Origin of the sequence: Anaeromusa sp., assembly GCF_028691475.1 — a bacterium.
In the GTDB taxonomy this organism is placed as follows: domain Bacteria; phylum Bacillota; class Negativicutes; order Anaeromusales; family Anaeromusaceae; genus Anaeromusa.
The window spans coordinates 1-14,638 of record NZ_JAQUZF010000066.1 but is presented as its reverse complement, the minus strand read 5'-3'; the positions used below and the strand labels follow the sequence as shown (position 1 = coordinate 14,638).

Here is a 14,638-nt window from a genome sequence, read left to right as displayed (position 1 = left end):
CTGGCATTCACGAGCCAATTCGGCAAAACGCATTTCTTCAGCTAAGGGGCGGAGCTGCTCCAGGCTCGTCTCTTCGCTTAGCAAGGTAGGCTGCAGACGGGAGAGCTTCAGGTGGGAGGGATGATTGCTAACTGGCTGCGCCTGCCAAAGGGTAGCGTTGGGAATAAGGCCAGCTTCGCATAACAGCAGAAGCACGCCTTTCATAGCTTCGCTTCCGGAAGAGGTATTGAGATGGAACTGCGCCGGATGTCGCTGCCAATGCCGGATGATGGTCAGTAAGGTTTGCTTGCTGGCAGCGAGCATATCCGTGAAACTAGTTGGAGCGGCTGCGTTTATGGGGCGAATATACACAGGCAAAGAAGGACTGTAAGCGGTATGCAGCCATTCGCGCATGGCCTCTGCCGCCTCTTGGGACAGGGAGGAGCCGGGGGCTTCCGTGGGCGCGCAAGGCAGCAAGTATACCACTTGCGGCGTGATTTGACGGCATAAGGCTTGCAGCGGGCTTTCCAGTCCGGGGTCTCGTATATCGAGAAAGCTGATAAGAATGGATGTGCTGTGTATAACCATGTTCGAGACCTCCTTGGGGATAATACATATATTAAGTAAAGGGTTAGACGTTAGGCAAGGAAAACCTGCTTGTAAAAAGGGGAAAAAGAAAAAATACAAAAATCCTGTCCAGCTAAGCCGGACAGGATTTTTGTCAGTGGGAATTAGTATTCCCAGAACATACGTTGAATTTCTTTGGTGTCGTGGGTTTTGGTCAAAGCCAGCATTAATAAAATGCGGGATTTTTGAGGATTGAGAGTATCCGAAGCGACAAAGTCCAGTTCATCATCGTTGGCTTCGCCATTGCGGGCCAAAATGCCATTGCCTACGCGGGAGCTGCGGACGATAAGGACGCCATGTTTACGGGCATCAATCAAACCTTGTTTTACTTCGGTGAAGAGGCTGCCGTCGCCTACACCAGCGTGAACAATTCCTTTAGCGCCATGAGCGACAAAGGCGTCCAGGCCATCGCGGGAATTGTTGGCATAGCCATAGACAATATCTACGCGAGGCAGGTCGGTGAGACCGGTAATGTCAAATTCGCTTTGAGTCGTATGTTTGCGGGTGGATTCACGATAGAAGTAGGCTTTGCCGCCTTGCATGTAGCCGAGGTAGCCAAGCTCAGGCGCGCGGAAAGTGTCCAACAGCGAGGTGTTGGTTTTGGTTACTTCACGAGCGCCGTTAATGGCGTCGTTCAAGCAGACCAGAACGCCTTTATTACGGGCTTCTTTGGTGCCGGCGATGACGACGGCATTGTACAGGTTCATCGGGCCGTCAGCGCTCATGGCTGTCGGCGGGCGCATGGCGCCAACAATGACAACCGGTTTTTCGCTTTTTACAACTAGGTTTAAAAAATAGGCCGTTTCTTCGATGGTGTCGGTACCATGGGTGACGACAATTCCGTCCACATCATCGGAAGCCAGCAGTTCGTTGATGCGTTTAGCCAGTTTCAACCAAACTTTGTTGGTCATGTTTTCGCTGGCGATTTGCGCAATCTGTTCGCCGCTGACATTGGCTACTTTCTTGAGTTCCGGGACATTGTTAATGAGCGCGTCCACGGGAACTACAGCAGCCGTGTAGCCAACAGTGGTAGTGCTGGTGGCTCCAGAGCCGGCAATAGTGCCGCCTGTGGCAAGAATTTTTACGTTGGGCAGATGATTGTTGCTCGGTTCTGCGGCAAAGGCTACTTGCATGCTGCAGAGGAAGACTACCAGGACAGCTAAGGTGACAAGAACTTTCCGATTCATTCACTCAACTCCCTTTTTCAAATAATTTGAAATCTACCAACGAATTCAGTATACCATAAAATAAATTCATTGCGAAAAACAGAAAAACAAGCATGGGGGAAAAAATGGAAGAAACATCAAGGTATACATGTCTATTCTGGAGAGAATGTTAGTTAAAAAGATATTTTGCGACGAGACATCTTTTTGAGTTGCTCCCGGAGAAGGGGGAAAGGGGCAGGAACTGGAGCAAACAAGTAGAATCAAGAGAAAACAAGAAGCTTGTTCGCAGGAGGAAGTTATGAAAACAGATGAAAATTTTTTATTGGGCCTTTGTCAGATGGCTACGCGCGTTGCTAAGGAGGAAAATCTGCGCCAGGCGCAGCAGATGGTGCAGCAGGCGGCCCAGGAAGGTTGTCGCTTGGTGGTTTTGCCGGAAATGTTCAGCTGCCCCTATCAGGCGGCGTTGTTCCCGAAGTATGCGGAACCAGCGGAGGGAGAAACCGTAAGCCGTATGAGCGCATGGGCCAGGGAAAGCGGCGTCGTTTTAGTAGGCGGCTCTATCCCGGAGTGTGATGAAGCGGGGCGCGTCTATAATACGTCCTTTGTTTTTGACGAACAGGGAGTTTTGTTGGGGCGGCACCGAAAAATGCATTTGTTTGATGTGGATATTGCAGGGGGTACTTGCTTTCGGGAATCCGATACGTTGACCGCTGGAAACGAGTTGACTTTATGTGAAACTTCCGTAGGGGTGTTGGGCGTAGGGATCTGCTATGACATGCGCTTTGGCGCCATGGCTGGGGAAATGGTGCGGCGAGGGGCCGATTTGTTGATTTATCCGGCTGCTTTTGGCTGGACGACTGGGCCGGCTCATTGGGAGCTGACGCTGCGGGCCAGGGCGGTAGATCACCAGGTATTTGTTGTCGGGGCGGCGCCGGCCAAACTGGCGGGATCTGTTTATGAAGCATATGGTCACTCTCTAGTGGCGGATCCTTGGGGCCGGATTTTGTTTCAAGCCGATGAAACAGAGCAACTGGTGAAAGTAGAAATAGACCGCGCTGTGCAGGCAAAGGTGCGCGCTGAACTGCCGCTGCTGCAACATCTTCGGGGCGACTATCGTATTTTGCCGCAGCAGTGAAAAGGCCGCGCGGCGGACCGCCTAAAATAAAAAAGCGACTGTGCAAATTTGCTGCATAGTCGCTTTTTATCGTAGTTCACATTTTCTAGTTTAGCCGTTTCTTCTGCTGCGTTCTAAGGCTTGCGGCCAATGAGCAGCAAAAGAGCGTATAGCAAAGCTTGCGGGCGGGGCGGACAGCCGGGAAGCTTCATGTGTACCGGGATGAAATCTTCTACCTTGCCGGCTAACGCGTAAGGAGCGCCGTTAACGCAGCCTCCGGAAGAACAGGCACCCACAGTTAGAACGCGCTTGGGTTCCGGCATGGCTTCGTAGGTGCGCAAAACGGCGTCTTTTAGGTGATGCGTAACACCGCCGGTGACCATTAACAGGTCGGCGTGACGGGGCGAGGCGACAAAAGAAATGCCATAACGCGCCAAATCGTAATAAGGATTCCCCAAGGCGGCCATCTCAAAATCGCAAGCATTGCAGGAGCCTGCGTCCAGGTGCCGAATCGCCAGAGAGCGGCCGAAAATACGATGCGTTTCTTCGGCGAGCTCTTTACCTAAAGCCGTATGAAAGGCGTGATAGCTTTCCGGAACGTGCTGCAGCAAATGACGCTCGCAAGATTCCAAGCAAAGGCCGCAAAAAGTGCAGCGCTCCGGATTCCATTGCCAGTCAGGCTGCGTGGTAAGGGCGCCTGTGGGACAGGCGGATACGCAATGATGGCATTGACTGCAGCTTTCTGTTTGCTGCAGCCGGCCGCGCAGCGTGAGCGGCGAGGGGGCTGCTGTTTTTTCAGTAACACAACCGGTTTGAAAAATGGTATTTAACAATTTCCACATGATTGTACTCCTAACGGTCGAGACAAGCGTAACACAGCTCGAAGCTTTTATTGATTAAAGGAAAGTCTGGAATGATGTTTCCCGGCACCGTCAGCGGTACGGCCATCCAGTTGGGGTACGACGCAGAGCGCAGGAAGAGACGGGACAGATGACCGCTGCTGTCAATTTGCAGCCAGATGAACTCGCCGCCACGAGGCGATTCCGCCCAACCCAAGGCGCTGCCTGGCGGCGGCAAGGGCGGAATGGGCGTTTGCATGGGGCCGGGCGGCAATTGGCGCAGCGCTTTGCTTAAAAGCAGCAGACTTTCCTGGGCTTCGTCGGCGCGCAAAAAAAGCCGGGCGGCTACATCGCCTTCTTTACGCACTGGGATGTGCGGCTGCAAGGCTTGGTAAGCGCCGTAGGGAAGGTCGCGCCGCAAGTCAATATCTACGCCGGAAGCGCGCGCCGCAGGGCCGACTACGCCCAGTTCCAGGGCGGCTTTATGAGGCAGAATGCCCGTGGTTTCCGTGCGTTGGCTTAAGGCGTCATGTCCAGCTAAGAGGTCAATGAAGTTTTTTACTTTTTCTTCAAGCTGTCCTAGAAACTGCAGCAGCTCTTGCTGGTCTTTGTCATTGATATCGCGGGACACGCCGCCTGGCGTAATCCAGCTGCGCAAGAAACGGTGCCCGGTGAGCCGTTCATTCCAGCGCTGACAATCTTCTTTCAAACGGCTGCCGATGCTGACGCCTGCGTGGAAGCCGACGCCGGCGCAAAGATTCCCCATATCCCCCAGATGGTTGTACAGCCGCTCCAGCTCGCAGGCGATAAGGCGCAGCATAGCGGCGCGAGGGGGGATTTCCTGGCGGCAAAGCGCTTCGATCGCCTGGCAAAAGGCCATGGCATGGGTAACGCTGCAAGCGCCGCAGACGCGTTCTACGCCATGAAGAGCCTGGCTGACGGTGCGGCCTTCCATGGCTTTTTCTACGCCGCGGTGCGTGTAGAAAAGACGCGCTTCTAGATGCAGTACGTTTTCACCGGCTTGGGTGAAACGAAAATGTCCCGGTTCAATGATGCCGGCGTGAATGGGGCCGACTGGCGTTTCAAAAAGACCTTCGCCGCTGGCGCGCGGAACCGGGAAGGCTTCGCCTTCGGGCGGTATCGCCGCTCCCGCATCTTTACGCAGCGGAAAGACACCGCGCGCATGATGCAGTACCAGCGGTCGCAAGTCAGGATGACCAGCCGGGGACAGGCCGAATAAATCGTGAATTTCCCGTTCGTACCAGGCTGCGCCGGGAAAGATCGCAGTGATGCTGGGGAAAGAGGTCGAGGAGGCAGAGAGCGGCAGACGCAGCAGTTGCAAATCCTGCTCTTGGGCTTGGAAGAACACGGCATATATGGCATAAACGCCGTGCAGCGCTCTCTCGTCATTTGCGAATAAGGCGGACAATTGATAATCGCGCCCGTGGAGCTGAGCGGTTTGCGCCTGCCAATTTACGGGCAATACATCATGGCTTTGCATAAGGGGCACCTCCCAGGGCGATCAAAGTAGCGTCATTCAGCAGTTGGACCAGCATATCCGGCAGGAAGAGGCCGCCGATAGCAACCAGCAGCAAAGAGCCGACCAGGATGAAGCGAGTCAAATGATTTAAAGGCACGGAGTGGTGACTGTGCGGCGCCGTGCCGCCTGTGAGCTGGCCGGCATAATGCATTAAGCCGGCAAAAGCGCCTGCTAAAAGAAGCAGCAGCAAAGCCGCCAGCCAAGGGCGATCTGCGGCGAAAAGCGCTTGGAGCAGCAAGAACTTGCTGAGGAAAACGCTAAAGGGAGGCGTGCCGGTAATGGACAGCATGGCGGCCAAGAAGATCCAGCCCAGAAAAGGAGAGGTTTGTAAGAGGCCGCGGATACGGGAAAGCTGCCGCGAATGATATTCCTGCGTAATAAAGCCGGCTGCGTAGAAAAGAGCGGACTTAGTAAAGCCGTGAGTCAATACATGCAGCAGGCAGGCAAAGAGGGCGGCAGGCGTGCCGACGCCAGCGCCGATGGCGAGAATACCCATGTGTTCCACACTGGAATAAGCGAGCAAACGCTTGAGATCATGCTGCAGCAGCAAGAAGGGAACCGCCACTGCCAGCGATAAAATGCCTAAAGCCAGCAGCGCTGTTTCCGGCAGTTCCGGAGGCAGAGACGGACGCAAGATAGCGATATGCCGCAACAGTACATAAAAAGCGCAGCTGAGCAACGCCCCGGACAAAAGGCCGCTTACAGGCGCCGGCGCTTGGCTGTGGGCGTCTGGAAGCCAGGTGTGCATAGGTGCTAAGCCGGCTTTGGTGGCGTAACCAATCAGCAGGAAAGCAAAAGCTAAACGGGACAAGGGCGCATCTAAAAGGACGCCAGGCTGGCTGAGCGCGACAAGGCTTAGGGGCTGGTCCAGCGCGACGCCAGCTGTGGCTTGGGCCTGGTACAACAAAATGGCGCCGAGCATAGCCAAGCTGATGCCGACCGTGCAAAGGAGCACGTATTTCCAAGCGGCTTCCAAGGAAGAGCGGTTGGACTGGAACGCTACAAGCAAGGTGCTGGCCAGGGTGGTGGCCTCAATGGCTACCCAGACAAAGCCTAGATTTTCCAAAAACAAGGCGCTTTGCATGGTGAAAATAAACAATTGCAGCAGCGCATAATATTGGCCTAAGCGGCGAGGCTGCAGATGGCCGCCAGCTATTTCGGCAGCTAAGTACGGGCCGGAAACCGCTAAAGCGGACAGGCCCAAAGAAGCGACCAAAAGGGAGAAAATCAGACTGAGCGCATCGACATACAACCAATTATCCCAGGAGAGTGGCAGCGGGCCTTGCAGCCAAAGCCAGCCGACGGCGCTTAACGAGAGAACGGCGGCGGCTACATTGAAGCGATACAGCCACGGAGAATTTTTGAAAAGCAGTATGCTGCCTATGGCTGCTGCCAAAGGGCAGAACATGGTGAATAAGGCAAATAAATACATGTGGCTATCATCCTTTGAGATTTTTTAACACGGACGTATCTGTGGTTTGGAAGGAGTATTTTAGACGGCGCGTGAGGACTACCAGTACAATGACAGCTACCAGAAGATCCAGGAAGATTCCTAGTTCAATCACTAAAGGCAGGCCGCCGGTGATGGAAAGCCCCAGCAGATAGAGCCCGTTTTCTAATGTGACAAGGCCGACGATTTGCAGCGGCGCCTGGCGGCGGATCATCAAAAGCAGCAAACCTAACAATACTAAAGTAATGGCGGTAGAGAGAATGTCTCTGCCGCTGGAAGCGGGCAAAGCGCCAGACAGCAGGCCGTGCGAAAGCATGAGCAAGAGGCCGCCGGCGAAAAAAGACATATTGGGCGATAAAATGGGATGCGTTTCTTTTTCCGTTTTAAGGCGCAGCACCAGGCGGCGCAGGCTGTACGGGATAAGCAGCCCCTTGATGAGCAAAGTCAAAATAGCGGCGATGAAAAGATGGCTTTCATTTTGAGAAAGGCCGGCATATAAGCATACGCCGCTAAGGAGCAGCGATTGTAAAAAAAGAATGATAACTGCGGTTTTAAGCGCGGTTACACGCAGCAGAGTCAAGGCTGATGCTAGTAAAAGCATGGAAAGCAAAGACAAGAAAAGCGCCTCCTTAGTTCGATTAGAGTCTTGAAGAGAGAGAAAGTAAGGAAAAAACAGCCGACAGCGCCAGGTATTGCGGCACGCGGAAGAGGCGCATTTTGACGGTGACCATTTCCGCTAAGCCGATAAAGGGCGCTGTGAGCAGCGTTTTTAAAAATAAACCGAACAAGCCGTCGCAAGGAGCCGGCAGGACCGGTAAAAAGAGGGCGGCAAAGAGGAAGGCCAAGGTGAGTTCCCGGATCATGGAAGCCCAGTGGATGGGGGCTAAATCTTGACCTGCGTATTCTAAGACCATGGCTTCATGGATCATAGTGAGTTCCAGATGGGTATCCGGATTATCAACCGGAATGCGGCCGCTTTCTGCTAAAAGTACAGTGAAAAAAGCAGTTGCCGCGAAAATTTCCGGCAAACCAAAGGCGCGCAGCTGCGCCGTCGCCTGTAGCGAGGCGAGGCTGGTGGCTCCGGCGCTTAAGGCCAACTGGAAAAAGGAGAGCAGCAGCGCCGGCTCGACTAAAGCGGCGACGTACATTTCGCGGGAAGAGCCCATGCCTCCAAAGGCGCTGGAGACTTCCAGACCGGCGATGGCCAGACAAAAGCGGCCTAACGCCCAGAGACCTCCTAAAAAAAGCAAATCATTGCCAGTGCCCGGGAGAATAGGAAGCATCGCGGCGGCTCCTAAGGCGCAGGCTGCGTAAAGAGGCGGCCAGGCTCCAAAGAGAGGGGAAGCGCTAGTAGAGCGCAGCGGCTGTTTGCGAAAAAGACGTTGCAGCTCTAAGTAAGGCTGCCAGATCGGAGCGCCCCTGCGGTTTTGCAGACACGCTTTGGTTTTGCGGACTATCCCGGTAAAGGCGGGGGCCAGCAAAGCCAAGCCGATGGTTTGTAGGAAAAGCGACGTTGTATCCATGGGATCACCACCTAATGCTGTAATACAGGCAAGCAACTGTTGCCGTCAAAATATAAGCCATATAGAGCTGAATCGAGCCGGCCTGCATAGGACGCAGACGTGAGGCTGCGCGGAGAATGAAATGCTGCAGGGGCTGGTAAAGGTATTCGATAAGGTAGCGCGTGCGTGACAAGTGATGCTGCAAGGATCCTCCCCAATAGGGATGCGTTCCTTGGCGGAGCAGAACGCTTTGCGCCGGTCCAACAAGGCTGGCGAAGGCGCGCTGGAAGGGCTGTGCTTGCGCGGTGGCGCTGTAGCCAAAATGAGCTTCCGGCACAATACCGCAGGTCCAGGTAGGACGCTGCGCCGTTTGCCGCCGCGCTTGCAGCCAGGCAAGCAGTAAAGCAGCCAAGGCCAAGAGCCAGGCGGTGTTAGAATACGGCAGTGAGGGAAGGGGGCCTGCTTGCAGCCAGAGCAGGCGGAGTCCGTCTGCTTGCCATGTAGCTAGAAGCGTCAAAATAACCAGTCCCAAGGGAGCTTGAACAAGCGCGCCTTTGGGGGCGTGGAACTCAGAGCGCCAGGGCCTCTTTTCCGGTCCAAACACAGGCAGCGCCAAGGTCTTTAAAAAAGCGGCTGCGCTGGTGGCTGCCGCTAGGCCTAAGGCGGCTAGGGCGATGCCGGCGGGCAAGGGAGCGTCAACAGGACCGCTGCCTAAGGCTAAAATGCTTTGAAACAGCAGCCACTCGCCGGGAAATCCCGCGAAGAAAGGCAGGCCGGCGGCGCTGCAGCTGCCAATTCCCAGGCAAAGACAGACGCCCGGCATGCGGCGCCAGAGGCCGCCTAAGGCGTCAAGGCTGCCTGTGCCTACGGTATGAATAACCGAACCGACGCCTAAAAAGAGCAAACTTTTATAAAGAGCGTGCAAAAAGACGTGCAGCAGCGCTCCATTCCAGGCAAGAGACGCCAAGTGAGCATCTCCGTAGAATTGGCCGAGCAGACCAGCGCCGAGAAGCGCAAAAATTAAGCCTAAATTTTCGGCGCTGCAAAAAGCGAGCAGGCGTTTCCAGTCGCCTTCCGTGACCGCATATAGCGCGCCCATGAGCGCTGAAAGGCAGCCGGCGCCTACCAGCAGCCACCCCCACCAGGCAGCGGCGGCAAGGGGCAGAAAATCCCATAAGAAGCGGCACATGCCATAGACCGCCGTTTTCAACATGATGCCGGACATCAAGGCGGACACATGGGAGGGGGCGGCCGGATGCGCCCGGGACAGCCAGATATGTAACGGGACTAAACCGGCTTTGATGGCAAAGCCCAAGAATGCAAGCAAGAAAACAAGGCTGCTCAGCGGTCCTGGCGGCAAGCTGCCGAAGCTCGCAAAATCCAGGGAGCCGCTGGATGCGCTTAAGAGAAGAAAGGAACCTAAAAGGCAGGCCGTGCCGATATGGGTCATCAGCAGGTAGAGAAAACCAGTACGAATAGAACGTTTCTTTTGATCCTGGTAACGGACCAGGAGAAAGGAGGTCCAGGCCATGATTTCCCAGGCAAAGAAAAAGAAATAAACCTGGGCGGAGGCAAAGACGCCAGCCATGCCGGCGAGAAATAGATTCCAGCAGGAGGCGAGGCGGCGCGGCTGTTGCAGAGAACTGGTGTAAGCGATAGCGTACCAGGAAGCAAAAACGCCTACCAGGCCAAAAGGCAGAAAAAAAGAAGCTGCCAACCAATCCAATTTTAGTAATTCGGATTTGCCAGGCAGCACGGAGACAGGAAGTAAAGACATATTTGGTTGTAACAGGCAGACTGCTAGGGCAATCAGGCAGATACTTCCGGCTATGCTGCACAGATAAGCCATTCTAGTCTGGGCGGGGAGCGGTGGAAGAACTGAAAGACAGCCTAGGCTAAAAAAAGCAAGAGCTGCAAAAAATAACCAATCTACCGACACGAGAAAACACCTTCTTCATTAACATTTCCAATGTACTTTCTCAATAGAAAGCTGGATAGCATCAACATTCTATTATAAATTTCATAAAAGAACAAAAGTAGTATTTTCGTAAATTAGCGTATAAAAATGCGATAATAACGCATGAGCATAAATTTTTGAAAAAATCCGTACAGAAGCAAAAAAATACAGCTTATTAGGACGTAAAGCGAAGAAACGGTTAAAAGGAGGCGTGGTTTCTTCAAAAAAAGAACCCGCAGCGCGGAGCTTGCGGGTTGGGGCAAGTTGCTGACTTTAGAGAAAGTCCTTAGCAAGAGACTGCAAAAAAAGAAGTATATTTACTAGCTTTCCGTCGGAACGGCAAGAGGCTGAGCCGCGCGCAAACGCAGCTGTTCTTCTTTAATGCGCAGCAGCCAGTCGTCTGCTTCTGAAAAAAGGCGATGTTCAACGCCGCTGTTCACACTAAGCGGCTGTACTTCCCAGATATTGAGCTTGCGGGTCTGTTTGATGAAAAGAGGATTGCCGGAGAGACAAAACAAGGTCCCTTGTAAACGAATGGAAACAAAGGTCTCGTCATCATACATCCCGTGACTGTACGTGAACTCCTGGACTGTATCAAGGCGGATGGCCAGCAGCAAGGAGGCCTGGCTATTGCGACGCAGTTCTTCCAAAGCGGCTGCATCCCAACTGGCAGGGAGAGACGTAGTTACGCGTTCGTAAATCGGGAGTCGGTAGGCACGCTCCATTTTTTGCGTAAGCGCTGCGGCAACTTGCGGGGGGATGTCGCCGGAAACTGGAACGAGGGCAATGCGTTCGACAGGGAAAGCGCCGACTGTGGCCGGACTTATCCAGAGGCAGAAAAGGCAAAGCAGCAAAGCAAACCAACGATACATGCAAATCCCTCCTACGATCAAAATCTTTTATTTGAGAGATTTTCATATTTGACCATTCGACTTTCAAAAGCCATAAATATAGTAGCGAGCACACTTCGCGCATACTATATGTGGGGCGTTATTTTTTAAATATGGAGTTATGAAAATCACTCATTTCAGTATATCACGGAAAAAAACAAAAAATAAAATCAAATAAAATGCAGAAAAGCAGTGGTTTATAAGTGAAAAAGATAAAAAATGCATGAAAATGAGGATATATACGGCTTTTCCCGTGGAGAAGAATCTCGTATAATAAAAAACGGACACAGAAGTGTCTGAATTTTTTAGCAGCATAATGTATACATAATACGTAATTCAGAATCAAAAATAGAAAGTATCGTAGGGAGGTGGGATGAGCTATCAATCGTAAGTAAAACATTCTGCTACGTGTGGATGGTTGGAAAGAAGACAGGAGGGTGTAAAACGTGAAGGGTAAGTTGATTCGCGGTGTGTTGTGTGCGTTGATCGGTCTGGGAATTTGGTTTGCGCCGCTGCCGGAAGGCGTCAAGGTGGAGGCATGGCATCTGTTAGCCGTTTTTATCGCCACGATTGCCGCCTTTATCTTACAGCCGGTTGCTATTGGCTCTGCAGCTGTTATTGGTTTAGCTACCGTTGTATTTACAGGCGTGCTGAAGCCGGGGCAAGCGCTGGAAGGGTTTTCCGCTACGGTTATCTGGCTGATTGTAGCTGCCTTTATGTTTTCCAAAGGTTTTATAAAAACAGGCTTGGGACGACGGATTGCCTTCGTTTTGATGGAACGTTTCGGCAGCAGTACTTTAAAACTGGCCTATACGCTTTCTTTTACTGACTTGATTGTGGCGCCTTTTACTCCTTCTAATACGGCGCGAGGCGGCGGTATTATTTATCCTATTACGCGCAGCTTGTGTACCGCCTTTGGCTCGGAACCGGGGCCGTCACGACGCAGGGTAGGCGCTTACCTCATGTTCAGCGCCTATAGCGCGGTAATTATCAGCGCTTCAATCTTTATGACGGCGGCTTCCAATAATGTAGTGGCCGTGAAATTGACGCAAGACTTGTTTGGCCAGACCATCACCTGGATGGATTGGTTTTTAGCTACCTCGCTTCCAGGTGCGATCTGTACGATTTTCTTTCCTTATTTGATTTACAAGCTTTATCCGCCGGAAATCAAAGAAACGCCGGAGGCGAAGACGCTGGCGAGGGATGAGCTGCAGCGCATGGGCCCCATGAGTTCTGCCGAAAAAATTCTCACGGTGATTTTTGGCGCGGCCTTGGCGCTTTGGGCCACCACCTCAATTACTAATTTTGATTCCGCTTTTATTGCGATTGCCGGTTTGTCAGCCATGCTGCTGACCAAGGTGCTTGACTGGGAAGATGTGTTGGACGAAAAAGGCGCCTGGGATGTGCTCATTTGGATGGGCGTTTTGGTTAATATGGCTTCCTATTTGGCTAAGTTCGGCTTGATGAGTTGGTTTGCTTCGGCTGTAGGTGCGCAGTTAGCCGGGATTGAATGGTTGACGATGTTAATTGTGCTTTTCATTGTTTATAATTACGTTCACTACGGCTTCGCCAGTAATACGGCTCATGTTATGGCTTTGTTCGGAGCGTTTGCGACTGTAGCCGTGGCGGCGGGAGCGCCTGTGCTGTTGACAGCCATTTTATTAGGCGTTTTTGCTAATACTTGCTCCATGCTGACTCACTTTGCTTGCGGGGTAACACCGATATTTTTTGGCGCTGGCTATATTACTATGGGCGAGTTTTGGAAAATAGGCTTTGTTTTGGCAACCGTGCACATTTTGATCTGGCTCGGTATTGGGATGCCTTGGATGAAATTGCTGGGAATTTGGTAAAATCAAAAAAATAACATATGCATGGATTTTGCAGGAATTATAAGCGGTTTATTTGAAAATAAGTGTAACTTTTGCCTTGCAAAGGAGATTTTGGAGAGGTATAATGAACTCAAGAAAGAGGGCAGAAAAATCTGCCTTTTCAATTGGGCATACATGTATACAAAATACACAATAAGTTGTACAAAACACGGCGCTTTTGAAAAGCAACTGTGGGAGAAATGAAAAGGGGGAAATGGTTATGCGTTTAGAACATGATTTTCTCGGAGAATTGCAAGTAGCGGACGAGGTGTATTACGGAGTGCAAACCATGCGAGCCATGGAGAATTTCCGTATCACAGGCCACAATCTGGACAGCGATTTCATTGTTGCCCTGGCGATGGTGAAAAAGGCGGCGGCTAAGGCCAATATGGCGACAGGACGCTTGGATCAAACGATTGGCAATGCTCTTGTTGCAGCGGCAGATGAAATTATTGCGGGAAAACTGCATGATCAATTTCCGGTGGATCCCATTCAGGGTGGCGCCGGCACCTCGATCAATATGAATACCAATGAAGTGCTTTGCAATCGGGCTCTGGAGATTCTCGGCGATAAAAAAGGGAACTATGACCGGATATCGCCGAATAATCATGCGAATATGGCGCAGTCTACTAACGACGCCTTCCCGACAGCCATTAAAGTTTGCGCCATTCAAAAAGGACGTTTGCTGGTGAAGGCGCTGCGTGAATTGGCGGAGGCGCTGGAAGTTAAGGCCGAGAAATTCAAGCGGGTTATGAAAATGGGTCGGACTCATTTGCAGGATGCCGTGCCTGTTACGCTGGGCCAGGAATTTGCTTCGCATGCGTCGGCGGTTCGTCGCGGCGCTAAACGTATTGAAACGGCTTTGGATCACCTGCATGCCGTCAATATGGGAGCTACTGCCGTTGGTACCGGCTTAAATGCCGAACCTGAGTATATTGTAGAAGTAGTGAAACAACTGGCTGAAATCACCGGCGAACCCTTTGTTACAGCTGGCAATTTGATGGATGCCACCCAAAATACCGATGGCTTTGCGGATATCTCCGGCGCGATGAAAATCACGGCGCTGCCGCTGATTAAGATGGCTAACGACTTCCGTTTGATGGCGTCCGGTCCTCGCTGCGGTTTGGGCGAACTGAAACTGCCGCCGCGTCAGCCCGGTTCTTCCATTATGCCCGGCAAAGTGAACCCGGTTATTCCGGAAGTGCTCAATCAGACCTGCTACCAGGTTATCGGCAATGATTTGGCGGTGACTTTGGGAGTAGAGAACGGTCAGTTTGAGCTCAACGTTATGGAGCCGGTCATGGCGTATAATATCTTCAATTCGATGACGATGCTGACCAATGTGGTGCATACCTTCCGTACGCTGTGCGTGGAAAAGGTGGAAGCAGATGAAAAGCAATGCCAGAAATGGCTGGATAACAGCGTGGGTATTGTTACCGCGTTGCTGCCGCATGTTGGGTATGAAAACTCTTCGATGCTGGCCAAAGAAGCGTATGCCACAGGCCGCCCTATCCGCGATTTGATTCTGGAGAAGAAGCTTTTGACCCAAGAAGCGATGGATATTATCCTGTCACCGGAAGAAATGACCGTACCGGGTATTGCCGGCAAAAAACTGTTAGTGAAGTAAGAAACTGTTAAGCAAGAAGGTTTGCAAAGAAGCCTCGGATGACCGAGGCTTCTTTTGCGTCCTGCGGACTGCCTTGCTC

The 14,638-nt window shown here is 52.2% G+C and carries 12 protein-coding genes; 3 read left to right on the top strand and 9 right to left on the bottom strand.

From position 1 onward, the window contains the following. Both PHF27_RS09410 and PHF27_RS09405 read right to left on the bottom strand, forming a co-directional pair. The coding region (locus PHF27_RS09410; protein ID WP_300069006.1) for a hypothetical protein at positions 1-567 on the bottom strand (567 nt) is incomplete at its 3' end. A gap of 143 nt (positions 568-710) precedes the next feature. Next, complete coding sequence (locus PHF27_RS09405; RefSeq protein ID WP_300069003.1) at positions 711-1,793, bottom strand: type II asparaginase; 1,083 nt, start codon at positions 1,791-1,793, stop codon at positions 711-713. 277 nt (positions 1,794-2,070) lie between these two features. Between PHF27_RS09405 and PHF27_RS09400 the strand changes: the two genes are divergently transcribed. Then, positions 2,071-2,907 carry a carbon-nitrogen hydrolase family protein gene (locus tag PHF27_RS09400; protein WP_300069000.1) on the top strand — a complete coding sequence of 279 codons (837 nt, stop codon included), beginning with the start codon at positions 2,071-2,073 and terminating at the stop codon, positions 2,905-2,907. Positions 2,908-3,020: 113 nt separating this feature from the next. Here PHF27_RS09400 and nuoB read toward each other — a convergent pair whose 3' ends face one another. The 7 genes from nuoB to PHF27_RS09365 form a co-directional block, all read right to left on the bottom strand. Then, positions 3,021-3,728 carry an NADH-quinone oxidoreductase subunit NuoB gene (gene nuoB / locus PHF27_RS09395; protein WP_300068997.1) on the bottom strand — a complete coding sequence of 236 codons (708 nt, stop codon included), beginning with the start codon at positions 3,726-3,728 and terminating at the stop codon, positions 3,021-3,023. A 10-nt stretch (positions 3,729-3,738) separates the two neighbouring features. After that, positions 3,739-5,226, bottom strand: a complete 1,488-nt coding sequence (locus PHF27_RS09390) for an NADH-quinone oxidoreductase subunit C (RefSeq protein ID WP_300068995.1) — start codon at positions 5,224-5,226, stop codon at positions 3,739-3,741. Continuing rightward, a complete protein-coding gene (locus PHF27_RS09385) occupies positions 5,213-6,697 on the bottom strand; it encodes a proton-conducting transporter membrane subunit (RefSeq protein WP_300068992.1) in 1,485 nt (494 codons plus the stop codon). The genes PHF27_RS09390 and PHF27_RS09385 overlap by 14 nt, the downstream gene beginning before the upstream one ends. Before the next feature lie 7 nt (positions 6,698-6,704). Next, positions 6,705-7,331, bottom strand: a complete 627-nt coding sequence (locus PHF27_RS09380) for a hydrogenase (RefSeq protein WP_300068989.1) — start codon at positions 7,329-7,331, stop codon at positions 6,705-6,707. A 22-nt stretch (positions 7,332-7,353) separates the two neighbouring features. After that, a complete protein-coding gene (locus PHF27_RS09375) occupies positions 7,354-8,238 on the bottom strand; it encodes an NADH-quinone oxidoreductase subunit H (RefSeq protein WP_300068987.1) in 885 nt (294 codons plus the stop codon). A gap of 4 nt (positions 8,239-8,242) precedes the next feature. After that, positions 8,243-9,943 (bottom strand): proton-conducting transporter membrane subunit, encoded by a 1,701-nt coding sequence (locus PHF27_RS09370; protein ID WP_300068985.1) that lies wholly within the window; start codon positions 9,941-9,943, stop codon positions 8,243-8,245. A 551-nt stretch (positions 9,944-10,494) separates the two neighbouring features. Continuing rightward, positions 10,495-11,046 (bottom strand): hypothetical protein, encoded by a 552-nt coding sequence (locus tag PHF27_RS09365; RefSeq protein ID WP_300068983.1) that lies wholly within the window; start codon positions 11,044-11,046, stop codon positions 10,495-10,497. Between the two features lie 464 nt (positions 11,047-11,510). Here PHF27_RS09365 and PHF27_RS09360 point away from each other — a divergent pair, with 464 nt between their 5' ends. Continuing rightward, positions 11,511-12,914 carry a DASS family sodium-coupled anion symporter gene (locus tag PHF27_RS09360; RefSeq protein ID WP_300068980.1) on the top strand — a complete coding sequence of 468 codons (1,404 nt, stop codon included), beginning with the start codon at positions 11,511-11,513 and terminating at the stop codon, positions 12,912-12,914. Positions 12,915-13,152: 238 nt separating this feature from the next. Then, the gene (locus tag PHF27_RS09355) at positions 13,153-14,559 is read left to right on the top strand and encodes an aspartate ammonia-lyase (protein WP_300068976.1); all 1,407 of its coding nucleotides are present in this window, start codon (positions 13,153-13,155) and stop codon (positions 14,557-14,559) included. Positions 14,560-14,638 lie beyond the last annotated feature (79 nt).